At 62.8% G+C, this 23,744-nt stretch carries 18 protein-coding genes; 4 read left to right on the top strand and 14 right to left on the bottom strand.

The window, feature by feature from the left end; genetic code table 11:
* Window positions 1-243: 243 nt before the first annotated feature.
* Both HV773_RS31105 and HV773_RS31110 read right to left on the bottom strand, forming a co-directional pair.
* Window positions 244-1,941 (bottom strand): Na/Pi cotransporter family protein, encoded by a 1,698-nt coding sequence (locus tag HV773_RS31105; protein ID WP_175197823.1) that lies wholly within the window; start codon window positions 1,939-1,941, stop codon window positions 244-246.
* Between the two features lie 137 nt (window positions 1,942-2,078).
* Window positions 2,079-6,923 carry an NAD-glutamate dehydrogenase gene (locus HV773_RS31110; RefSeq protein WP_175197824.1) on the bottom strand — a complete coding sequence of 1,615 codons (4,845 nt, stop codon included), beginning with the start codon at window positions 6,921-6,923 and terminating at the stop codon, window positions 2,079-2,081.
* A gap of 318 nt (window positions 6,924-7,241) precedes the next feature.
* Between HV773_RS31110 and HV773_RS31115 the strand changes: the two genes are divergently transcribed.
* Window positions 7,242-7,568: a hypothetical protein gene (locus tag HV773_RS31115; RefSeq protein ID WP_175197825.1), complete on the top strand. Its 327-nt coding sequence runs from the start codon at window positions 7,242-7,244 to the stop codon at window positions 7,566-7,568.
* A 41-nt stretch (window positions 7,569-7,609) separates the two neighbouring features.
* Here the strand turns inward: HV773_RS31115 and HV773_RS31120 are convergent, their stop codons facing one another.
* The 12 genes from HV773_RS31120 to catA all read right to left on the bottom strand — a co-directional run bounded on the left by HV773_RS31120 (window position 7,610) and on the right by catA (window position 21,015).
* Window positions 7,610-8,668 (bottom strand): porin, encoded by a 1,059-nt coding sequence (locus tag HV773_RS31120; RefSeq protein WP_175197826.1) that lies wholly within the window; start codon window positions 8,666-8,668, stop codon window positions 7,610-7,612.
* A gap of 3 nt (window positions 8,669-8,671) precedes the next feature.
* Window positions 8,672-11,032: a glucose/quinate/shikimate family membrane-bound PQQ-dependent dehydrogenase gene (locus tag HV773_RS31125; protein ID WP_175197827.1), complete on the bottom strand. Its 2,361-nt coding sequence runs from the start codon at window positions 11,030-11,032 to the stop codon at window positions 8,672-8,674.
* Between the two features lie 46 nt (window positions 11,033-11,078).
* Window positions 11,079-12,185: a porin gene (locus HV773_RS31130; RefSeq protein WP_175197828.1), complete on the bottom strand. Its 1,107-nt coding sequence runs from the start codon at window positions 12,183-12,185 to the stop codon at window positions 11,079-11,081.
* A 264-nt stretch (window positions 12,186-12,449) separates the two neighbouring features.
* Entirely contained in the window at window positions 12,450-13,121 is a 672-nt protein-coding gene (locus HV773_RS31135; protein ID WP_175197875.1) for a trimeric intracellular cation channel family protein, read from the bottom strand.
* 32 nt (window positions 13,122-13,153) lie between these two features.
* A complete protein-coding gene (locus HV773_RS31140; protein ID WP_175197829.1) occupies window positions 13,154-14,452 on the bottom strand; it encodes a M20 family metallopeptidase in 1,299 nt (432 codons plus the stop codon).
* A 24-nt stretch (window positions 14,453-14,476) separates the two neighbouring features.
* Window positions 14,477-14,929 carry a MarR family winged helix-turn-helix transcriptional regulator gene (locus HV773_RS31145; protein ID WP_246282532.1) on the bottom strand — a complete coding sequence of 151 codons (453 nt, stop codon included), beginning with the start codon at window positions 14,927-14,929 and terminating at the stop codon, window positions 14,477-14,479.
* Window positions 14,930-15,050: 121 nt separating this feature from the next.
* Window positions 15,051-16,247, bottom strand: coding sequence for a benzoate/H(+) symporter BenE family transporter (locus tag HV773_RS31150; protein WP_175197831.1), 1,197 nt, complete (start codon window positions 16,245-16,247; stop codon window positions 15,051-15,053).
* A 12-nt stretch (window positions 16,248-16,259) separates the two neighbouring features.
* The gene (gene benD / locus HV773_RS31155; protein ID WP_175197832.1) at window positions 16,260-17,030 is read right to left on the bottom strand and encodes a benzoate diol dehydrogenase BenD; all 771 of its coding nucleotides are present in this window, start codon (window positions 17,028-17,030) and stop codon (window positions 16,260-16,262) included.
* A gap of 2 nt (window positions 17,031-17,032) precedes the next feature.
* On the bottom strand, window positions 17,033-18,055 hold the full coding sequence (gene benC / locus HV773_RS31160) for a benzoate 1,2-dioxygenase electron transfer component BenC (RefSeq protein ID WP_175197833.1): 1,023 nt from the start codon (window positions 18,053-18,055) through the stop codon (window positions 17,033-17,035).
* A gap of 54 nt (window positions 18,056-18,109) precedes the next feature.
* Window positions 18,110-18,598 carry a benzoate 1,2-dioxygenase small subunit gene (gene benB / locus HV773_RS31165; protein ID WP_175197834.1) on the bottom strand — a complete coding sequence of 163 codons (489 nt, stop codon included), beginning with the start codon at window positions 18,596-18,598 and terminating at the stop codon, window positions 18,110-18,112.
* Window positions 18,595-19,953 carry a Rieske 2Fe-2S domain-containing protein gene (locus tag HV773_RS31170; protein WP_175197835.1) on the bottom strand — a complete coding sequence of 453 codons (1,359 nt, stop codon included), beginning with the start codon at window positions 19,951-19,953 and terminating at the stop codon, window positions 18,595-18,597. The genes benB and HV773_RS31170 overlap by 4 nt, the downstream gene beginning before the upstream one ends.
* Window positions 19,954-20,079: 126 nt before the next feature.
* Window positions 20,080-21,015: a catechol 1,2-dioxygenase gene (catA, locus tag HV773_RS31175; RefSeq protein WP_175197836.1), complete on the bottom strand. Its 936-nt coding sequence runs from the start codon at window positions 21,013-21,015 to the stop codon at window positions 20,080-20,082.
* Window positions 21,016-21,207: 192 nt separating this feature from the next.
* On the opposite strand from catA, the gene HV773_RS31180 reads away from it, so the two are divergent.
* The 3 genes from HV773_RS31180 (at window position 21,208) to catC (ending at window position 23,712) form a co-directional block, all read left to right on the top strand.
* Window positions 21,208-22,125: a LysR family transcriptional regulator gene (locus HV773_RS31180; protein WP_175197837.1), complete on the top strand. Its 918-nt coding sequence runs from the start codon at window positions 21,208-21,210 to the stop codon at window positions 22,123-22,125.
* 136 nt (window positions 22,126-22,261) lie between these two features.
* A complete protein-coding gene (locus tag HV773_RS31185; RefSeq protein WP_175197838.1) occupies window positions 22,262-23,380 on the top strand; it encodes a muconate/chloromuconate family cycloisomerase in 1,119 nt (372 codons plus the stop codon).
* A gap of 53 nt (window positions 23,381-23,433) precedes the next feature.
* On the top strand, window positions 23,434-23,712 hold the full coding sequence (gene catC, locus HV773_RS31190) for a muconolactone Delta-isomerase (protein ID WP_175197839.1): 279 nt from the start codon (window positions 23,434-23,436) through the stop codon (window positions 23,710-23,712).
* The last annotated feature ends 32 nt before the right edge of the window (window positions 23,713-23,744 follow it).

The raw sequence follows: 23,744 nt of genomic DNA on the forward strand, positions 1-23,744 counted from the left end.
CAACGACCGCCTCGATGACCTTGACCCGCTCGAGTTCGCGCATGCTTGCCGTGATCAGCTCACGTCCGTTCATGGTTCGCCCCTGGTCGACGCCTCGCGTGAGCGTGCGCTTCAACCAGGGCAGGAATCGGACATTTCTAATGAGCCAGAACCGGACATTTCAAAAAAGCCGTAACACCAAAAACTTCGATAATTTGTCTTATGTAAAATCAAAGATGGAAAGGAGCCCGCCCGCACAATCTCCTATTTTCCCTGCATCTCCCCAACGACCTTCGCCATCCCTCGAGACAGCCGCGCAATCTGCCTATATAGCTCGATCATATCAACGGCCAATTGATAATCCAGCACCGCTGACTTCTGCGCCAGATCCAGATCGCCGAGAACACCTTGTCGAGCCTGTACGGCAAGCGCCTTGATCTCGGCCTTCGTTCCGGCATCGCGAGACGCCGCATCCGCATCGGGCCCGCCAATCGCCGCGATAACCGCACCCAGATTCTCCACGACGACTTCCGCAAAACGCGAGTTCGCAACATCGTTCAGCCGCGTGAGTTCGATTTGCTCAGTCAACCGCTGCTGGCTTACCGCCATCAGATTGGTGCCAATAAGGTCGCCGACGCTCTCAAGACTCGTGACGATCTGCGTAAAACCCACCATCCACCGTCCCTCTTCTTCCGAGTGCTCGGTCTTCGAAAGCTGCCCAATGTAATGCAGAATTTCCGCCGAGAGCCGGTCCGCTTCCTTGTCCCGCTCCAGCAACGCATTGATCTCTTCAATCGACCCGCTCACCACCACATGGGCGCCGTCGCGCACGATCCCGACGACCTCATCGCCCAGCCGGATCACCTCCAGACGAACGCGCTGAAGTCCAAGCGATGGTACGGCCATGGACGTTTCGTCGAGGTAAGCAGGATTGCCGATCGGCTTCGTTTCAGGTTCGCGCGAGCGCACGATCATTCTCGCCAACCGCGCGATCCCTCCCGAGAACCAGATCAGCACCAAGGTGTTGGCCACGCTGAATATCGTGTGCGTGTTGGCGACCTGACGCGGTGTTTCTGCAGCCAGCCGGGCAACACCGTGCAATTCAGGGTATGCAGGGGAAACGAAGCGGGCCAGGTCGGCCATTTGCGGAATAAAAAAGGCCCAAAACAGAACACCGAGAACGTTGAATATGAGGTGCACCACGCCAACCTGAATCGCCTCGGTGGATTTGCCGATCGAGGCAAGCAACGCGGTTCCGCAAGTGCCCACGTTGGCGCCCAGGATTAGTGCGATGCCCGCATCGAGCGGCATCAGCCCCTGTGCGCCGAGCGCAATGACGATGGCAAGCGTGGCGGCGGAGCTTTGCACGATCGCTGTAAAAATGGCGCCCGCGAGAATGCCCAACAACGGGTGCTCCATGTTTTGCATCGCGTCGATGAACGGCGGGTACGTTCGCAACGGCCGCGTGGCGTCGCCCATAAATTCGATGCCAAGAAATAGGAGCCCGAGCCCCATCACCACTTCGCCGACTCTGCGAATCAGTTCGCGCTTGCCGAACGCATACAGGGCAAAACCAATGGCCAGCATGAACGGCGTCAGTTTCGAAACGTCGAATGCAATGATTTGCGCAGTGACGGTCGAGCCGATGTTCGCGCCCATGATCATCGGAACCGACTGGGCCAAGGTCATCAAGCCCGCGGAGACGAATCCGACCAACAATACGGTGGTGATCGTGGACGAATTCAACACCGCCGTCACCAACGCGCCGGCCAGTACGCCACGAAACCGGTTGGCCGTGAGGATGCCGATCAATGCCTGGAGTCTCGAGCCGGCGATGGCCTTGAAGCCGCCGGTCATGAATTGCAGCCCGAGCAGGAAGAGCGCGAGCCCACCGATAAGCAGGCCGAACATCGGCACCAGGTTCAGACTGGCCTGATCGATCGCCGAGGGATCGGGTGTCATGATTGCGCCTCGCACCGGACTGTCGAGTCCGCTAGCGTGATCTTTTAGTTTACTGACGCAATGCGAATCCTCGCATTATCCAGGTACGGGAACCGCCCCGCCATTGAACAAGCGGTTCCCGCGCGACGCCCTGCACCTCAAGGCCGTTCCAGCGCCGCCATTGCGCGCACGATCACCAGCAGAACGGAAAGGCTCACGCCGCTCGTCGCACGCAACTCCGTAAGCAGGTGCTCGTAGCGGGCGAGCGCCGCCTCGTGCTGTTCGCACCAGGCATCCACGAGTGCTTGTGCATCGGTGGTCTCGGGCGCGGCGGCGAGCGCGTTGGTGGTGAGCGCGCACTTGAGGCGCGCCACCTCCGCAAGCGCGGCCGCGCGCGCCATCGTGTCCCAATGCGTGGGCGTGGGCAGCGCCGCCGCGCGCTCGCTGATCCAGCCGTAGTTCAGGCGCATATCCAGCGCAAAATACGCTGCAGCCACGTGCTCGAGCGGTCGATCACATGCCGCCGCCACATCGGCGATATCGAGCAGTGCGATGGAAATTTCACCGCTCGCCACACGCACCGCCAACGCGCTCTCCACACCCGCGTTCACGAGCTCCGCCTGGCGTACCGACAACGCTTCGAGATCGCTGGCCGGCAGCAGCGTCGGCAATTGCGGCGCGAGCCGCTGCGCCGCATCGCGGCAACGCGCGAGCAGCGCGCCCTCGCTGTCCACCGCGCCAGCCTGCAAATGCCGCAAGAACCAGAGCGCAGCGCGCTCCAGCAGCCTCGCAACGTCGACGAACATGCGCGCCTGCACGTCGTCGGGCACGCGGTTGTCGAGCGCGTCGATGTCGCGCCACACATCGGTCAGGTCGAACACGTCCCGCGCCATGATGCAGGCGCGCACGATGTCGCCTGGCAGCACGTCAGATTCTTCCATCAGTCGATGCACGAATGCGCAGCCCACGCGGTTCACGAGCGCGTTCGTCAGGTGGGTCGCGAGAATCTCGCGACGCAGCGGGTGGCGCTGCATCGGCTCGCTGAAGCGCTGTTGCAGCGGCTTCGGAAAATAGTCGATCAACAAGTTGGCGACGAGCGGATCTTCCGGCACGTCCGATTCGAGCAGCGCATCGTAGAGCCACATCTTGCTGTAGGCGAGCAGCACGGCGCGCTCGGGCGACGTGAGGCCGAGCTTCGCGCCCTGACGCTCCGCGATTTCGTCGTCGGTGGGCAGGAACTCGATCGCGCGGTTCAGGCGGCCCGCGCGTTCGAGCCAGCGCATGAGCCGCGTTTCCGCGTCGAGCAGTTCCGTGCTGTAGCGGCCCGCGATCGAGAGTGCCTGGGTCTGGTAATAGTTGTCGCTGAGCACGAGCAGCCCGACTTCGTCGGTCATGTCGGCGAGCAGCGTGTTGCGCTGCTTCATCGTCATCTCGCCATCGGCCACCACGAGGCCGAGCAGAATCTTGATGTTGACTTCGTGGTCCGAACAGTCGACGCCTGCCGAATTGTCTATGGCGTCGGTATTGATACGCCCGCCGCGCTGGGCGAATTCGATGCGGCCAAACTGCGTGACGCCCAGGTTGCCGCCCTCGCCCACCACCTTGCAGCGCAGTTCCGCGCCGTTCACGCGCACCGCGTCGTTCGCCTTGTCGCCCACCTGAGCGTGGGTTTCGCGCACGGCCTTCACATAGGTGCCAATGCCGCCGTTGTAGAGCAGATCGACCGGCGCGAGCAAGATTGCGCGAATCAATTCGGTCGGCGCGAGCGAGGCCGCTTCGATGCCGAGCGCGCTCTGCACGGCGGACGAAAGCGGAATGGTCTTCACGGAGCGCGCGAACACGCCGCCGCCTGCCGATATGGCCGAGGGATCGTAGTCGGCCCAGCTCGAGCGCTCGAGCGCGAAGAGCCGGCTACGTTCCGCGAAGCTCGTTGCCGGATCGGGATTGGGATCGAGAAAGATGTGCCGATGATCGAATGCAGCAATGAGCTTGATATGCGGCGAGAGCAGCATGCCGTTGCCGAAAACGTCGCCCGACATGTCGCCGACGCCGACCACCGTGAAATCGGTCGTCTGCGTATCGACGCCCATTTCGCGGAAGTGCCGCTTGACCGACTCCCACGCGCCGCGCGCGGTGATCGCCATTTTCTTGTGGTCATAGCCTACCGAGCCGCCCGAAGCAAAGGCGTCGTCCAGCCAGAAGCCATACTCGTGTGAAATCGCGTTCGCGTAATCGGAGAAGGTCGCCGTGCCCTTGTCCGCCGCAACCACCAGATAGGGATCGTCGGGGTCGTGGCGCACCACATCGGGCGGTGGCATGATCGCGTTGTTCACGAGGTTGTCGGTGAGATCGAGCAAGCCGCGCAGGAAGGTCTGATAGCACGCCACGCCCTCGCGCATCCACGCTTCGCGGTCGGTAGGCGATGGCGGATTTTTCACCACGAAGCCGCCCTTCGAGCCCACCGGCACGATCACCACGTTCTTCACCATCTGCGCCTTCATGAGGCCGAGCACTTCAGTGCGGAAGTCCTCGCGCCGGTCGGACCAGCGCAGGCCGCCGCGCGCGACGCGCCCGCCACGCAGGTGCACGCCTTCCACGCGCGGCGAGTAGACCCAGATCTCGAACATTGGCTTGGGCTCGGGCAGCCCGGGCACCTTGGCCGGATTGAACTTGAACGACAGCGATGGAAGCAGTGAGCCGTCCGCTTCGCGACGGTAATAGTTGGTGCGCTGCGTTGCGTTGATGACGCCGAGAAATTGCCTGAGAATGCGGTCTTCGTCGAGATTGGGCACCTGATCGAGCGCGCTTTCGATGGCCTTTAGCGCACGCTCAGTGCGTGCCTCGCGCGCTTCACCCGCTTCGCCCGCTGCTGGGTCGAAGCGGATAACGAACAGCTCGACCAGCTGGCGCGCAATGGCCGGGTTGCCAGTGAGTGCGCGCTCGATATAGGCGTCGCTGAACGTCGATCCCACCTGGCGCAGATACTTCGCATACGCACGCAGAATAGTGACTTCACGTGCGCTCAAATACGCGCGCAGTACGAGGCGATTGAAGTCGTCGTTCTCGATGCGCGCGCTCCACACGGCATCGAATGCGTCTTCGAACAGGTCTTTCACGCGTTCGATGTCGAACTCGGCATCGTCGGCGAGTTCGAGGCCGAAGTCGTGCACCCACGCGGGTTCGCAGCCCGGCGATGCGATGATGTACGGACGCTCTTCATCTACGCGCACGCCCAGATGCTCGAGCATCGGCAGGCTGCGCGACAACGCGATGGCTTCGCCCGTGCGGTACACCTTGAAACGGAACGCACGCGGCCCGGCTTCAATGGGCCGGTAGAGATTCATGGCAATGCGCTCCGTGCCCTGCACGCGCTCGATCAACTCGATGTCGCGCACCGCCGTGCGCGCCGGGTAGTCGTCACGATAGCCGGCGGGAAACGAATCGGCGTAACGGTGCAGGAGCCGCGTGCCCTGCTCTTCGCCAAATGCGTCAAGCAAAGCGTCGGCCAGATCGTCCTGCCAGCGCCGCGTGACCTGCACGAGCCGCGCCTCCAGCTCGCGTGTGTCCACTTCCGGCATCGTGCCGGTTTTCGCATGGACTACGAAATGAATACGCGCGAGAGCCGATTCGGAAAGTAGCGGCGTGAATTCCACCGATTCGCCGTTGAATGCTTCCTTGAGCAGATTGGCAACGCGCAGGCGCAGATCCGTGTTGTACTTGTCGCGCGAAACATATACGAGGCAGGACACGAAACGGCCGAAGCGGTCGCGCCGCACGAACAGGCGCGTGCGCTGATGCTCCTGCAAGCGCAATACGCCCATGGCGACGTCGAAAAGGTCGTCTTCGTCGGCCTGGAAGAGTTCGTCGCGCGGCCACGTTTCGAGCACCGTGACGAGCGATTTGCCGAGATGCCCTTTGGGCAGGAAACCCGCGCGCCGCACGATGTTCGCGCACTTGCGGCGCACGATCGGAATTTCAGAACTGGAGACCATATAGGCCGTGGAGGTGTAGAGCCCCACGAAGCGCCGCTCGCCGCATACCTTGCCGTCAGGCCCCACGAGCTTCACGCCCGCATAGTCGAGATAGCCGGGACGATGCACGGTCGCGCGCGAATTCGCCTTGGTCAGGAAGATAGGCCACGCGCCCGTGATGATTTCCGTTGCTGCGCTGGGCAACGGCGTAGTGTCGGGCGTGCCGGGCGCGCGCAGCGACTCGCGCAGAATGCCGAGGCCCGAGCCCTCCACGCCGCGCAGGGCGAAGCCGTCGCCCTGCTCGACCAGCGCGTAGTCGCGCTGGCCAAGGAACGTGAAATGGTCGGCGGCCATCCATTCGAGAAACGCGCGCGATTCGACGTCTTCGGCGCTGCTCTCGCGCGCCTTCATCGTCTTGATCGTGGCGCGCGCCACCTCGACGATCTTTGGCCAGTCCTCGACCGCCGCGCGCACATCGCCTAGCACTTTGCCGATGGAGCCGCGTAATTCATCGAGTTTTGCTGCATCGCCGCAGCGGTCGACTTCGAAATGAATGAACGAGGCGAGCTGCGATTGTCCGTCGTCCGTGCCCGCGCCGCCTACGTCTACCCGCACGATCGCGCCGTCCTGGCCGCGCCAGACGCGAAACACGGGGTGCATCACCGAATGCAGCGCGAGCCCGAGCTTGTTGACGGCCATGGAGACCGAGTCGACAAGAAACGGCATGTCATCGTTGACGATCTCGATCACGGTGTGGTCGGAGTGCCAGCCGTGCTGCTCGAGGATCGGGTTGTAGACCCGCATGCGCTCGCTGCCGGGCACGAAGCGCTGCGCCGCCTGCCAGTGCGCCATGGCAGCGCCGTAGAGATCGGCCACGCTGCGGCTGCGCAGGTCTTCTGCGTCGACGAAGTCGTAGTAATGCCGTAGAAAGGGTTCGACGATCTGGAAGGTGGGTTCGGGTAAACGCCCACGTGCGAATTCCACGAGATCGGAGAGCAGATGGGTGACGAATTCCTCGTTTCTCACTTGCATGGCGGACTCCAGGAAGGACGGCCATGGACTGCATCGGCGGGGAGTCCATTATGCACCGGCCGCGCGCTGGAAAGCGCCGGGATGTCCGCATTGCCCAGTGTTGTTGAACGGTGTTATGCGCCGCAATGCAGCATTTTCAGGGCCACATTTGGCGGTGTGCTGTTCGATTTACGGGGTCGAATACGGGTTGTAATAAAGCGACAATTAGCGCCTAAAAATGACTGTATTTCGATTAATGGATTCGTATACTGCCGTCGTAAAGTCGAATCTGCCGGAGCAGCCTGCTGCCAGCGCTTCCCGGCTTTCAGGAGACAAGCGGTGGATTCGTTTAGCAATACGAGGCAATTGACGCTGTGCGCGATGATCGCGTGCGTAGCGCTATTGGCCCCGGCGCTTGCCCAAGCGCAGGAAGTCGGCGCCACGGGCGGCGCGCTCAGTGGCGCGTTTTTCAACGGCTCCAGCGTTTCGGCCAAGGCCGCGCGCAACGTCATCGACAGCGCCAAGGTCGACAATCTCGGCATTCCCCAACTCGATTCGTCCGGACAGTCGAAGACGCCGCCGCCGCGCGTGATGCCTTTCATCGACGGCGGCTATGGGCGCAGGCGGCCGGCAGTGGGCCTCGACTTTTCGTTCGAGCTTGGCTAGGCGCGCAACGCCCGGCCTGTCTCGTCACTGGTTTAGCTTGACTAGAACCAGTCGATCATCCCGATCTGCACGCCGCGCACCGTCGCGCCCGGCCACGATGGCGGGAGACCGATGACGCTCACGCCGCGCAGCGTCATTTCGCCTTGCCCATAATTGCGCAGCCAGCCCGCGCTCGCGTAAAGCAAAACGCGCTTCGAGACGTCGTACTCGCACGCCGCGCTGAACTGGTCGGCGTCATTATCGCCGCCGGAGCGGTCGCGCATATACGTGTAGCCCAGCGAAGCGCGAAAACGCGCGCTCACCGCGTAGCGCGCCGACACTGACACGCCATCGTTGTGATAGCGCGGCGCGCCGCCGTCGCCGTTGAAGAACGAGACAAAACCCGTGAGCGGGCCGTACACGTACGAAACGCCGCCGAGATTCGCGCGTAGCGCGCCGTTACCGTGCGTTTGCTGGTGCGCGTATGAAATGCGGAATGGGCCGTTGTGGTACGCAAAGGTTTCGATGTTTCCGGCGATGCCGTTGCCATCGCCATCGCCTGCATTGCGCAGCGCGGTCATGAGCGTCGTCGAGAAACCGTGGAATTCGGGCGAAAGGTACGTGATGGCATTGCTCACGTACGGTGTGATCTTCGAGAGATTGTTGAGTCCCGAGGCGATGGTGCCCGCACCGAACGCGTCGAGCCCGCCCTTGAACGGAATATAAATGGGCGAGTACTGGCGGCCCACGCGTAGCGTGCCGTACGACGTGCCCAAGCCGATCCACGCCTGGCGGTTGAAGATCGTATTGTTCACCGCGAACGTGCCATCGTTCGAGCCGAAGCCGTTCTCCAGAGCGAACAGAATCTGCACGCCGTTGCCGATGTCCTCGGCTCCGCGCAGGCCCACGCGCGAACCGCGATACGCGCCCGAGTCCATGCGCGCGACGTAGCCCGCGCCGGGGTTGGTGATTTCGATGCTCGTGTCGAGCAAGCCGTAGAGCGTGACGGTGCTTTGGGCATGCGCGTCCCTCACGTGTGCCGCCAGCACAAAGAGCGAGACGAACGCAACGAGCGCGCCTCGCGGCGCGCTCCGTTCGCAAAAGCGAGGACGAAATCGCACGCGTTACTGCGGCAACGCGTAGGCGATCACGTAGTCGCCGAGCTTCGTGCCGAACGAGCCGTGCCCGCCCGCAGCGATCACCACATACTGCCGCCCGTTGACCGAATAGCTCATCGGCGTGGCCTGGCCGCCTGCCGGCAGACGGGCGCGCCAGATCTCCTTGCCGGTGTTCACGTCGAACGCGCGGATATAGTTGTCCGCCGTCGCGCCGATGAACGCCACGCCGCCCGCCGTGACGATCGGGCCGCCCAGCATCGGCATGCCCATCTTGAACGGCAGCGGGATCGGCGAGCTGTCACGCACCGTGCCGATACGCTTCTTCCACACGATCTCGTTGGTCTTCAGATCGATCGCGGCCATGTAGCCCCATGCCGGCTGCTTGCACGGCAGACCGAACGGCGAGAGGAACGGGTTGAGCGTCACGCCATAGGGCACGCCGTATTGCGGCTGGATGCCCGACTCCGTGCCGCTGCCCTTGGCGCCCGGCTCCGGCTCCTGCGGGTTGCCCGGACCACGCGGGATCAGCCGGGAGACGAACGGCAGCGCGATCGGGTTGGCGATGGCGATCTGGCGGTCCGTGTCGACGGCAATGCCGCCCCACTCGAACATCCCGAGGTTGCCCGGAAACACGAGCGTGCCTTGCAGCGAAGGCGGCGTGAAGGTGCCTTCGTAGCGCAGCTTGTGGAACATCACGCGGCACACGAGCTGGTCGTACATCGTCGCGCCCCACATGTCGGCGTCGGTGAGCAGGTTCTTCGGGCGGAACGTGAGCTCGGAGAACGGCTGCGTCGGCGCGACGTGGTCGCCGGGCGCCGCGCCCTGCGGCACCGGCATTTCAGGCGCCGGCACGACGGGCTCGCCGGTGCGGCGGTCGAGCACGAACAGGTTGCCCGTCTTCGCAGGGCCGTACACCACCGGCACGGTCTTGCCGTCCTTGTCGGTGATGTCGTCGAGCGTGGGCTGCGAGGGCATGTCCATGTCCCACAGATCGTGGTGAGCGGTCTGGTAGAACCAGGCGAGCTTGCCCGTGGCGACGTGCAGCGCCAGGATGCCGCTCGCGTAGCGCTCCATCAGCGGCGTGCGGTCGCCGCCCCAGATGTCCGGCGTCCTCACGCCCATCGGCAGATAGACGATGTCGAGCTTTGCGTCGTAGGCGGCGGGCGCCCACGAGTTCGGCGAATTCCACGTGTAATGCTCGCCCGGGCCCGGAATCTTGTTCGGATCCTCCGCGCCCGTGTCGAACACCCAGAGCAGTTCGCCCGTGCGCACGTCGAAGCCGCGGATCACGCCCGACGGCTCGCGGTTCGAGAAGTTGTCCTCCACCGCGCCCGCCACGACGATCACCTTGTTCGTGACGACCGGCGGCGAGGTGGGCTCGTACATGCCCGGCGTCTTGACCGGCATGGCATGCTGCAGGTCGAGGTCGCCGTTGTTGCCGAAGCCCGCGCAGCGCTCGCCCGTGATGGCGTCGAGCGCGTAGAGGTGGCCGTCGTTCACGGGCAGCAGGACGCGGCGCGCGCACGCGCCGTTTGTCGCGAGATCGATATACGACACGCCGCGGCAAGTCACGTGCTGGAACGACGGATCGGCTTGCAGCTTCGGATCGAATGTCCACTTGAGCTCACCCGACTGCGCGTCGAGCGCGAAAATCTTCTGGTGCGGCGAGCACAGATAGAGCAGATTGCCGATCTTCAGCGGCGTGACCTCATTGGTGATCTCAACCGGATCGTTTGGCCCTTTCGTGTCGCCCGTGCGGAAGGTCCAGGCCACCTGCAGGTTCTTCACGTTTTCCGGCGTGATCTGTTGCAGCGGCGAATAGCGCGTGCCTTCCTGAGTACGACCGTAGGCCGGCCAGTCGGCAGGATCGATGCCGTCGGGATTCGCAGCAGGCGTCGTGCCCGCCGAAGCGCCGAACGAGCCGTTGATCGTCTGTGGATCGTTGAAGCACGCGTAGACCAGCACGCCCGCCCAGATCACGAGCGCAGCCACGAGCGCGCTCACACCGCCCTTCTTCGCGCCTTCGAGACGCCAGCTCACGAGCAGCAGCAGCCACACGCCGAAGACGACCAGCACGCCGGAGCGCGGCGCGAGCGCCCAGAAGTCGGGCCCCGACTCCCACAGCGACCAGAGTGCCGTGCCCACCAGCACGAGCGCATAGAGTACGAGCGCGGCGGGACGGCGCCGGTACAGCAGCCACGTCACACCAAGCAGCACAACGCCGGTCACGACGTAGTACGCCGAGCCACCGAGCGAAAGCAGCCATGCGCCGCCGATCAGCAGATAGAGCGCTGTAAGCGCGGTGAAAACTAGCGTAATGCCGCCGATGAACCCCAGCGACGTCGACGATGTCGGTTGCCTGGACATGATGGTCTCTACCTCCGTTTGAGGGCGCCGCTTTCACCGCTCTTGATCAGAATACGTGCATCATGCCGACGTACGCACCGGTTTGCGACTCACCGGCCATCGGGCTCGTGGGCGAGCTCGAATCGCGCGGCGTGGCGAACACCGAGAAGGTGCCGTTCTTGCTGTTGTTCACGTACGCAACGGTGCCGTAAAGGAAGGTGCGTGCGCTCAGGTTGTAAGTCGTCCCGAGCGCGTAGAGCATGGCGTGGCTCGACGGATCGTGCGCCGCATCGCCACTACCCTCGCCCACGTGAATATAGAATCCCGCGGCTGTCACGGCCCAGCGCGGCGTGGCCTGGTAAGTCGCGCCCAGCCAGTAGTGGTCGGCGCTATGCGCCACACCCACGGGCGAGTCGGGCGCTGAATAGTGCGTGTAGGCGGCCTGAATCTTGAACTTCTGCACGCGCAGATTGCCGCCCGCGAAATACTCGCGCGACGCAGTGAAGATGTTGGAAAGACGGCCGTTCTGATCGCGCAACTCGTCGTAGATGCCGCGCACGTCGAAGAGCGACGAGTGATACGAGAGCATGATGCCGTCCGAGCGGCCGAACTCGCCCGGTGCGCCGCTGTTCCAGGCGCCCGGCTGATTGCCGAACGCATATTGGCCTTGCACGTCGAAGCCGTGCCAGACAGGGCTGTGATATTCGACGTTGTTGCTGGTCTGCTGCCAGTTGCGGCCGCGCACGAGCGAAGCCGATGACACGGCCTGCTGCACGAACGGATCGAATTCCCACACGCCGTCACTGTCGATGAAGAGATTGCGGCCCGCCTGCAACTGGCCCCACGTTTCGTTCTTCATGCCGACGTAGGCGCGGCGCGAGAACATCCGGCCGCCACCCGTAGTGCCGTTCATGATCTGCACCGCCGTTTCGAGGTCGAATAGCGCGCTGGTGCCGCCGCCCAGATCCTCGGTGCCTTTGAGGCCGAACATGCTGGTGCCCCAATCGCCGCCCTCCGCGCTCCAGCGGCTCGAACTGCCGCCCGTGCCGTTGGCGATATGGTTCAGGTATTCAATGCCGCCGTCGACGCGGCCGTACAGCGTCACGCTCGATTGTGCCGAAGCAGCCGTGCTGGCTGCGAGCAGGACGCACGCGCCTAGTTGCGTTCGTTTCAACTCAGCCTCCGCCGGGCCGCCCCAAGGAGGCTGAGCGCCCCCTCGGGGGGCAGCGAGCGAAGCGAGCGTGGGGGTCGTTTCAACTCAGCCTCCGCCGGGATTCACGCGGCACCTGGGGCAAGGCATCGTTCAATGCAAGCTGATCCAGTCGCGCTGCGTCTGGAAAAATATAGCGCGTAATTGAGGCGAATGCTTTTTTGCTGCGCTCCGTGATGAAATCCGGCATAGACTGCCGCGCTTCATCCGCCATCTTGAACGCTATCGTCAGTTGTGCCGATCGTCGGTTGGATTTGCGGGTGAATGTGAGCGCTTCGCGCCTTCACGCGTATGAAACACAGGCAAGCGCCAGCCGAAGTACAACGCCGCGAGCCGCAGCGCCACGCAGGCCACGGTCGCGACCCATGGTGTCCAGACCGACGACCACTCGGCAACGTTGAACCCGACCTGCAACGCCGCGCCCAGCAGCGCTGCCGACGCATAGATCTCGCGCTCCAGAATCGCCGGAACGCGCGAGAGCAGAATATCGCGCAGCACGCCGCCGCCCACCGCGCTCACCATGCCGAGCAGGATCGCCGTTTCTGCGCTATTGGTCCAGATCCACGCCTTCTGGGCACCCGATACCGCGAACAGCCCTAACCCGATCGCATCGAAGAACAGCACCGGATGGCGCAGCCGCCGCACTTTCGGATAGGCGGCAATGGTGAGCGCCGCCGCGAGCAGCGACACCGCCAGATACGCCCAGTTGGACAGCCCCGCTGGCGGAATCGCACCGATGCTGACATCGCGCACGATGCCGCCGCCGCACGCCACCATAAAGGTCACGACGATGATGCCGAACAGATCGAGCCGCCGCTGCCGCGCGGCCACGGCGCCCGAGATCGCGAATGCGAAGGTGCCGACCAGATCGAGGACCGTGTACGCCGTATGGGCGTTCATATGCGCGCCGACGTGCGCGCCCAGTGCTGCGCTCACGCTGCCTCGCTTTCCTGTCCGATTTTGCGTTCGCGCTGATTCTCGTGGCCAAGCCACGCGCCGGCGGCGCACAGCATCGCTTCGATCCCGGAGCGCAGCGTCGTGTCGATAACCGGTGCGAACAACGGCGAGTGATTGCTCGGGATCTCGTTGATCTTCTTCGCCGCTTTGGCCTTCGCGTAGATCTCGGGATCGGTGCCGCCGACGAACCAGAAGGCGTAAGGCACGCCCCATTCGCGGCCAAACACGCTGAAGTCCTCGCTGGCCGCCGCAGGCTTCGTTTCGTAAGCGCGCTCGCCGAAGTGCGCTTCGAACGCCGTGCGCAGGCGCGCGGTGGTGGCGTCGTCGTTCACGGTAAGCGGAAAGCTCGAGATCGGCGTGAATTCAGGCTCGCGCGGCGCATTCGAGGCCGCGCATTCCGCGCAGCAAATGCGGCGGATCGCGCCGAGCATGTATTCGCGCACGTCCTCGTCGTAGGTGCGCACATTGAGCTTGAGCGTGGCGTCGTTGGGAATGATGTTTTCCTTCGTGCCCGCCTGCAATGAGCCGATCGTGAGCACGGCGGTATCGCTCGGCGCGATCTCGCGCGAAACGATGGTCTGCAGGCGCAGCGTGGTGGACGCCGCCATGATCACGGGATCGATCGACGTCTGCGGCTGCGAACCATGCGAGCCGCGGCCGAAGAGTTTGACCTTGATGCTGTCACCGGCCGAGAGAATCGTGCCGCTGCGATACCCGACTGTGCCCGCCGAGCCCACCATCACGTGCTGGCCAAGAATGACGTCGGGCTTCGGAAAGCGCGCGATCATGCCGTCGTCGACCATGCTGCGCGCGCCGCGCCCTACTTCCTCGCCGGGCTGGAACACGGCCATGAGCGTGCCGCGCCAGGCGTCGCGGTGCTCCGCCATCAGACGCGCGGCGCCCAGCAGCCAGGTCACGTGCATGTCGTGGCCGCACGCATGCGCGACGCCCACGTGCATGCCGTCCTCGTCCTTTACAGTAACCTTGCTCGCGTAGGGCAGACCGGTGGCCTCGGTCACGGGCAGCGCGTCCATGTCGGCGCGCAGCATCACGACCGGCCCCTCGCCGTTGCGCAGCAGCGCCACCACGCCGGTTACGCCCACTTCGCGCGCGACTTCCAAGCCGAGCTTTTCCAGGTAATCGGCCACGATTTGCGCGGTGCGGAACTCCTGCATCGAAAGTTCAGGATGCGCGTGCAGATCCTTATAGAGCGATTCAAGCTCGGGCAAAAGCGCGTCGATGCCAGATGCGAACGATGAGGCCAGATTGGGCATGTGTCACTCCTTGTAGGCGGCGTGTCAGGTTGCGCCGGTGGCGCTCTCCAGCAAATTATCCGAAAGTTTTTCCAGCAGGCGGTCGAGCGTCTTGCGCTCGCTGAGCGTGAGTGCAGCCGAGAGTTCGGCTTCGAGCGCGGCCCCGACCTTCGCCGATGCCTTCGCCACCTTGACGCCTTCGGGCGTGCCGCTCAGTGCGACGCTGCGGCGATCCTGGGCATGCGTATCGCGGCCGATCAGGCCGCGCGCCTCCAGTTCGGCCAGCGTCTTCGAGAGCAGGGTCTTTTCGATCAAGGCACGCTGCGAGACGGCCTTGGGGGTGATGCCGGCTTCGGCGCAAACGAGCCTCAGCACGCGCAGCGCGCGCACGTCGAGCCCCCAGCGCTCGCGGTAAACCGCATTGGCGCGCTCGCTCAGAAGCGCGCTCGCGAGATCGAGCCTGAAAGTGAGAAAACCGGAATAGAGTCCTGTAGACAAGCGCATACTCCCATGGCGCGCACCGGCAAGACCGGTGACGCATGGGAGTATAGTTAACTAGTTGAAAATTTCAACTAGTTTCGCGCAAATAACGCTTCGCCGTGCGCGCTGTGCCTCTGGTTCATTTCTGAATCATGCTCACGCCGGATTGGCGTACATACTTCCATCGCAGCAATGCATGCGCCGCGAGACCGAACAGCAGCCCCCAAAAAGCCGCGCCCAATCCGAACAGCGACATGCCCGATGCCGACACAATGAACGTGACCAGCGCGGCGTCGCGCTCGCCGGCATCGGCCATCGATGCAGCCAATGCGCTCGCGACAGTCGGGAACAGCGCAAGCCCCGCTAACGCGGCAATCAACTCCTTCGGCAACATGGCAAACAGCGAGAGCACCGTCGCGGCGATAGCGCCAAGAACGATATAGAGCACGCCGCCCGAGACCCCGGCGACGTAGCGCTTGTTTGGATCTTCATGCGCCTCGTGGCCCGTGCAAATGGCCGCTGTGATAGCGGCCAGATTCAGACCATGGCAACCAAACGGCGCAAGCAAGGCGGAGGCCGCCGACGACCATGCAATGACCGGCCCAGCCGTTGGCTGCGTGTAACCCGCATTGCGCATCACTGCCATGCCCGGCACCCACTGCCCCGTGAGCGCGACCACCACCAACGGCAACGAGATGTTGACGATGGCCTGCCAGTCGAAACGCGGCGTGGTCCAGACGGGGCTCGTGAGTTGCAGAGACGGCGCGTGGCCGGTGAGCTTTCCGCCCGCGACCGAGATCAATGCACCGACCAATAGCACGCCAACCACGGCATAGCGCGGGAACGCGCGACGGCCGATAAAGAACGCGATAAACATCGAGCCGACCAGCACCGGCTGCGCGGGCAACACAACGAATAGCTTCGAGGTGAAACCGAACAGAATGCCCGCCAGCATCGCCGCCGAAATGCCCGCTGGCAGCCTGGAAACGATCTTGTCGAACGTTCCCGTGACACCCACGAGACAAATCACGAGGCTTGCGGCGAGATACGCACCGACCGCCGCCGCATAATCGACGGTGGGCAGCAGCGAAATCAGCAGCGCCGAACCTGGCGCCGACCACGCGATAACCACCGGCACCTTGTAGCGCAACGACAGCACGATGCCGAGCACGCCGGAGCCCACCGCGATCGTCCACACCCATGACTCAAGCAGCGCATGGGGCAAGCCTTGCGCCGCCTGGAACACGATGACGAGCGGCCCGGCGAACGAAATAAGCGTGGCGATGCATCCGGCAAGCACAGCCGGCAGTGAGCAATCCTTTATCAGTTGACGCATGGGGTTCATCGATTAGCCGTTGTCTCCACCCGCGACCGGCAACACGGCGCCGGTAATGTAGCTGGCTTCGTCCGATGCCAGGAAAAGGATCGGAGCGATCTGTTCTTCGAGCGTGCCGTAGCGCTTGAAGAACGTCGATTCGGTCACCTGCTGCACCGCTTCGTTCGTCCACGCCTGCTCCTGCTCGGTGTCGCCGGCCGCATTGCGCGGAACCCGGCGGGCAGGCGCACGGGTGCCGCCCGGGGCGCTCGCAACCACCCGAATATTGTACTCGCCGTATTCCATGGCCAGCGCCTGGGTTAGTGCGTTGACGCCGCCCTTGGCCGCCGAGTACGGCACGCGACGAATGCCGCGCGTGGCGTTCGACGAAACGTTGACGATGGTTCCGCCGCCCCGCGCGAGCAAATGCGGCAGCACCGCATGGCACGCATACAGCGTGGGCATCAGCGAGCGGCGAATTTCGGCATCGATCTGCGCCGGCTCGAATTCGGCGAACGGGCGCATGCGAATCGCGCCGCCCACACCGTTGATCAGGATGTCGATGCCGCCGAATTTCTCGGCAGCAAACGCCATGGTTGCCTGCGCGCCTTCGTAGGTCTCCAGGTCGGCGACGAATCCCGCGGTCTGCGCGCCTTCAGCCTCGGCAGCAACTTCGGAAACGAAATCGGCGCGATCGACGAACACGACCTTGCCACCCTCGGCGGCCGCACGCAGCGCCACGCCCCGCCCAATGCCCTGCGCGGCGCCGGTGACAACGATGACCTTGTCTGTGAATCGTTGCATGTTCAAGCCGCCTTCGCCGGTGCGTTGGGAGTGAACTTCTCGTAGTGGAAGCTGTTTGGCTTCACGCCTTCGTCGTCGAAATACTTGCGCACGGCGTCGACCATCGGCGGCGGCCCGCACAAGTACACGTCGACATCGCCGTCGTTCAGCGCATCGGCCGGAATGTGCTGCGTGACCCAGCCCTTGCGCGGATGATTCGATTCCGCTTCGGCCACGACCGTCGCAAAGCTGAAATTCGGCAGCTTCGCCACATACGCCTCGACCTCCTCCACCTGCACCAGATCGAGATCGCGCGTGACGCCGTAAATCAGATGCACCTTCTGCTGCGGGTTCGTGCGCGCCAGCACTTCGAGCATGGAAAGGAACGGCGCGAGGCCCGTGCCGCCAGCAAGGAACAGCAACGGCCGCTGCAAGTCGCGCAGATAAAAACTGCCGAGCGGCCCATGCAACTCCAGCTTCTCGCCAGGCTTAGCCGATTCCAGCCACGTGCTCATTACGCCGCCGGGAATCTTCTTGATGAGGAAACTGATCTTCGCTTCGCCCGGCGCCGATGAAAACGAATACGAGCGATGCTGCCCACTGCCGGGAACGTCGATGTTCACGTACTGCCCGGGCAAGAACACCGGCGCGTTCGCATCCACATTCATTTCGAGCACGACGGCTGCATCGTTGTGCTGCTGGACTTTCGATACGGTCGCCGCGAATTTGGCGTGCCCCGTCTTGCATGCGGACGACGAAGTGGGAACCGCAATCACGCAATCGCTTTGCGGCACCATCTGGCAGGTCAGCACGAGGCCGCCGTCTTTTTCGTCTTCGGTCAGCGCATCTTCGATGTAATCGTCGCCGAGATCGTAGCTGCCGCTCTCCGCGCGGCACTTGCAGGTACCGCATACGCCGTCCGAGCAATCCATCGGGAGATTGATCTTCGCGCGAAAGGCAGCGTCGAGCACCTTCTCACCCGCTTTACAGTCGATGAAACGGGTAACGCCGTCCTCGAAATTCAGTGCAACCTTGAAACTGGACATGGGAACCTCCTCCACTGCCTCTGATACCTGTCTCTGATGGATTCTGGCTCGACGTCAAACGTGGTAGATGTCGAGAACCTGCCGGATATAGTCGTTCTTCAGCACGATCTTCTTGTATGCAATCAACAAGTCGTCGCCAGCCTTACGCAAGGTCACGAACATCGTGCCGAAATACTGATCGTTCACTTTGTAGCGGTGGCTCAGCGTGTGAAAGTTGTAGCGCACGTCCACTTCGTTTTCGCGCTCGTCCAGCACTTCCACATTCGTAACGTTGTGACTGGTGCGTGGCTCGGGCGTCGAAGCGCCGCTGCGCTCGGTCTTGATGCGAAACACGCGATCCTCGAGCCCGCCTTTGTCGGGGTAATACATCAGCGAGATCTGGCTTTCGTGGTCGTCGGTCAACTGGTCGTCGTCGTCCCAGGCGGGCATCCAGTAGGTGACGTCGTCCGTATAACAGGCGAGCCATTCGTCCCACTGACGGTCGTCCAGGAGTCGCGCTTCACGGTAGAGCGCAGCGCAAATTTTCCGATATTCGAAGCTCATGCCTGCGCCCCTTCCTGTTCCTTTTTCAGCGCGTCACGCATCACGCGCACCCAGTATTCGTGCTGACACACGAACAACCCTTCGTCTTCGCTGCGCTCGCCCGAGATGAGCGGCTTCAGCCCCATCTTGTTCGCGTTGTCGTCCGCACCTTCGACCCACAACGGCGCACCGCGCGACAGGTCGTTCCACATTGCCGTAATGCCGGCGTAGCCGTTCTGGCACGCGCGGAATTCTTCCAGGTCGTCGGCGGTCCCCATGCCGGAGACGTTGAAGAAGTCTTCGTACTGGCGAATGCGCGTCGCGCGGTCGGCAGCGCTCTCGCCCTTCGGCGCAAAGCAGAAGATGGAGACTTCGGTTTTATCCACGCTGATCGGACGCACCACACGAATCTGTGTGCTGAACTGGTCCATCAGGAACACATTCGGATACAGGCAGAGATTGCGAGTCTGATTGACGATGAAGTCCGCCTTCACCTCGCCCACGCGCGCCTTGATTTCGTCGCGTTGGCGATAAACCGGCCGCACTTCGGGATTCATCGTTTGCGTCCACAGCAGGATGTGTCCATAGTCGAAGCCATAGACGCCGGCCACGGATTTGCTCCAGCTATTCGCGTCCACGGCCTGGGTGCCTTCTTCCTTGCGGCGTCCCATGGTCGCGGCGTAGTTCCAGTGCACGGTGCTGACGTGATAGCCATCGCAACCGTTCTCCATCTGCATCTTCCAGTTGCCTTCGTAGATGTACGAGGAATTGCCGCGCAGCACTTCCAGACCTTCCGGAGCCTGGTCGACAATCTGGTCGATGATCACGCGGGCTTCACCCAGGTAGTCTTCGAGCGGCACAGCATCTGCATTGAGACTGCCGAACAGGAAGCCACGGTAATTCTGGAAACGCGCAACCTTTTTCAAATCATGCGAGCCGTGCGTATTGAATTGCACGGGATATTCGGTGGTCCGTTCGTCTTTTACCTTCAGCAGCTTGCCGGTATTGGAAAAGGTCCAGCCGTGGAACGGACACGTAAAGCTGCCCTTGTTGCCGTGCTTGCGCCGGCACAGCATCGCACCCTTGTGCGCACAGGCATTGATGACGGCATTCAGCTCGCCAGTCTTGTCGCGCGTGATGACCACGGGCTGCCGTCCAATCCACGTGGTGTAGTAATCGTTGTTGTTCGGAATCTGGCTTTCGTGCGCGAGGTACACCCAGTTGCGCTCGAAGATGTGTTTCATCTCCAGCTCGAACAATTCGGCGTTGGTGAAGATATCGCGGCGGCAACGGAATATACCGGCCTCTTTGTCGTCCTGCACCGCGGTAGCGAGCAGATGATCCAGTTCGTTGGCTTTGTCGATAATGGCGGACATGGTTCCTCTCCGTGGACGCGAACTGGCCCCTGCACAGAACTCGCGCATCGGTATCGAATGATTTTTGCGGGATCCCGCTGTGGCGGCAGAGTTATCCGGCCACCGTCACAGCGGGTTGTTGCAGGCTTACGCGGCGGCTGAGACGCGCGGGCGATTGACGATCTGGTTGTCCTTGCCTTCCACCAGGGTGGTCAGCGCGAGGTTGAACTCGATGTCCTTGTACGTGTCGGCCTTCAGGCCCAACGCCGCACCGCCGGTTTTCTCAACGACGTGAGGAATCAGTTCCTCACGCGTGGCGTAGGCGAAGTCGTCCCAGATCAGCGGATCGCCTTCGATATTGAATTGCGTCGTGAGCTTGCGATGGCTGTCGCTACTGACGAAGAAGTGCACGTGCGCGGGACGATTTCCGTGACGGGCAATTTCGTCGAGGAGTTGCTGGGTCGCGCCCTGGGGAGGACAGCCGTAGCCCACCGGCATCAGCGTGCGGAATTCGTACTTGCCGTCGGCGCCGGTCTTTACCGCGCCGCGCAGGTTGAAGTCGGTTTGCGCGCCAGTCGGGTCGAAGTGCGAATAAAAGCCCTTCGAGTTGGCGTGCCAGCATTCCACCACTGCGCCGGCAACCGGCTCGCCATCCGGACCGGTAACCGTGCCGTGGATGATCAGCGGGCCTGCGTCCGCATCCGGATTGATGTCGATTTTCGAAACGCCATCGCGCAAGGTTGCGCCGGCCACATACAGCGGACCTTCGATGGTGCGCGGCGTGCCGCCTTCGATGCCGGCAGCCTTGTCCGCCGCGTCCATGCGAATGTCCAGGTACTTCTCCAGACCAAGACCCGCAGCCAGGAGCGCGGCCTCGCCGTCCTTGCCAAGCTTGTTCAGATAGTGAATGCCGGTCCAGACTTCATCGGGCGAAATGTCGAGATCGTCGATGGCTTTGAACAAATCGCCGAGCAAACGGTTGAGAATCTGCTTGAAGCGGGGATTGCCGTTCGCGCCGCCAAGGTTGGTGGCTGCTTTCAGCAGGTCTTGCACTTCCTGGGTGTCGAATACCTTCGCGCTCATGGCTACTGTCTCCACTTCTTTATCTTCAGGGGAAATGTCTCGGGCATTTCTCGCCGCTTCAATCGGACCGGAGTTTTCATGCTCCGAAGGTATAATCAATCGCGGCGAATGCTGTGAGAGAAGCATAGTTTGGCGGCAGCAGGCGCGTCCAACACTGAATTAGTATCGGGATCATATCCGGCAGGTATGAACATGGAGCTAAGACACCTGCGTTACTTCGTGGCCGTGGCCGAAGAGCGCAATTTCACGCGCGCCGCCCAGCGGCTGCACATTGCCCAGCCGCCGCTTTCGCGGCAGATCCAGCAGCTCGAGGAGATGCTGGGCGTGCAACTTTTCGAGCGCGACTCGCGCCCGCTCAAGCTCACGGATACTGGTCGATTCTTTTATCAGCACGCAGTGCAACTGCTCGCGCAGACGGCCGAGCTGGAGTCCATGACGCGGCGCGTGGGCAAGATCGAGCGCAGTCTTTCGGTGGGCTTTGTCGGCTCGACGCTTTACGGCATGCTACCGAAGATCATCCGGCGCTATCGTCAGGAGAATAGTGAGGTCGAATTGAGCCTCATCGAAATGTCCACGACGGACCAGATCAAGGCGCTAAAGGAAGGCCGCATCGACGTGGGGTTCGGGCGCATTCGTCTGGAGGATCCGAGCATTCGCCGTGTGGTGCTGCGCGAGGAACGCCTGATCGTGGCGCTGCCGCTCGGGCATCCGCTCGTCGCCGCCAGACCAACGCTTTCGCTGCGCGAACTCGTCAACGAGACCATCATCATTTACCCGAAGCACCCGCGCCCCAGTTACGCCGACCAGGTGCTCGCGGCTTTTCACGATCGCGCGCTCGAACCCCAACACATTTATGAGGCGCGCGAACTGCAGATCGCACTCGGGCTCGTGGCGGCCGGCGAAGGCATTTCGATCGTGCCGAGCAGCGTCTACGGCCTCAAGCGCGATGACGTGTCGTATAAGGATCTCGACGATGCCAAGCTCGTTTCGCCCATCATCATGAGTACGCGCATGCTCGACGAATCCGAGGATGTGCGCCGCATGCTCGAACTCATCTACGTGCTCTATGCAGAAGAAAAAATGGAGCATCTCGCGCCGCCCGAGCGCTGAGCAAGCACGCTATCCAATGCGCATGCTTCGCAGGCGCCATACCCGGCAAGTATCGATTCAGACATTTTCGGTGTTGGACACGCCGCCCGCGTGACCTGCATACTCGGCTCAACTCACTTGATCCAATCTGCCAGGTATGAACGCAACCATCAGCTCCATTGAAGCGATCCTTGTGGATCTGCCAACCATTCGCGCCCACCAGCTCGCGATGGCGACCATGCAGCAGCAGACGCTCGTGATCGTCCGATTGCGCTGCAGCGATGGCGTCGAAGGCATCGGCGAGGCCACCACGATCGGCGGCCTTTCGTATGGCGACGAAAGCCCCGAAGGCATCAAGCTCACCATCGACACCTATCTCGCGCCCGCGCTCAAAGGTGTGGACGCAACCAATGTTCACGCGGCCATGGCGCGGCTCGACAAAGTCGCGCGCGGCAACCGCTTCGCGAAGTGCGCGCTGGAAACGGCGCTGCTCGATGCTCAAGGCAAGCGCCTTGGCGTCCCGGTCTCCACGCTGCTCGGCGGCGCGGTGCGCACCGCCCTGCCCACGCTGTGGACACTCGCGAGCGGCGACACGCAGCGCGATATCGAGGAAGCGGAGCGCTGGCTCGGCGAGCGCCGCCACGACACCTTCAAGCTCAAGATCGGCCGGCGCAGCGTGCGCGAAGACGTGGCGCATGTCTCGGCCATCAAGCGCGCGTTGGGCGACCGGGCGCGCGTGACCGTGGACATCAACCAGGCCTGGAACGAAGCCGAGGCGGCAACCGGCATCGCCATGCTCGAAGCGGCCGGCATCGACCTGATCGAGCAGCCGGTGCCGCGCGAACAGCGCGCAGCGCTCGCGCGGCTTGCTGCTCGCTTTGTGGTCCCGATCATGGCCGACGAAACATTGATGGGCCCCGAAGATGCGCTCGACCTCGTGCGCGGCGCATGCGCCGATGTGTTCGCGCTGAAGATCATGAAATCGGGCGGCCTCTACGGCACGCTGCGCACGGCTGCTGTGGGCGACGCGGGCGGTATGGCGCTGTATGGCGGCACCATGCTCGAAGGCAGTGTGGGCACGCTCGCGGCGGCGCATTGCTTCGCGACGCTGCCAAGGCTTGCGTGGGGCACGGAATTGTTCGGGCCGCTGCTCGTGAAGGACGATATCGTGGTCGAGCGGCCTGTGTATCGCGACTTCTGCCTGCATCTGCCGCAAGGCCCCGGGCTGGGCATTGCAATCGACGAAGACAAGCTCGCTCACTATCGTCGTAGCTAGTCGTTCGCTAGTGATTCGTCTTCCTGATTATTTAAGTTCATCGAGGATAGAACATGCTTTTTCTGGTGCGTATGGATGTACACATTCCTGCCGATATGCCCGCCGTGCAGGCCGATGAAATCAAGGCACGTGAAAAGGCCTACTCGCAGGACCTGCAACGCCAGGGCAAATGGCAAGCGTTGTATCGCGTCGTGGGCGAATACGCGAACTACAGCATCTTCGACGTGGAGTCGAACGACGAGCTGCACACGCTGCTTGCCGGGCTGCCGCTCTTCCCATACATGACGATGCATGTCACACCGCTCGCCAAGCATCCCTCTTCCATCCGCTGATCGCTCCGCTCGCCGCTCGCGTGCAAGCCGAT

Source organism: Paraburkholderia caffeinitolerans, from assembly GCF_902859945.1.
GTDB classification, from domain to species: domain Bacteria; phylum Pseudomonadota; class Gammaproteobacteria; order Burkholderiales; family Burkholderiaceae; genus Paraburkholderia; species Paraburkholderia caffeinitolerans.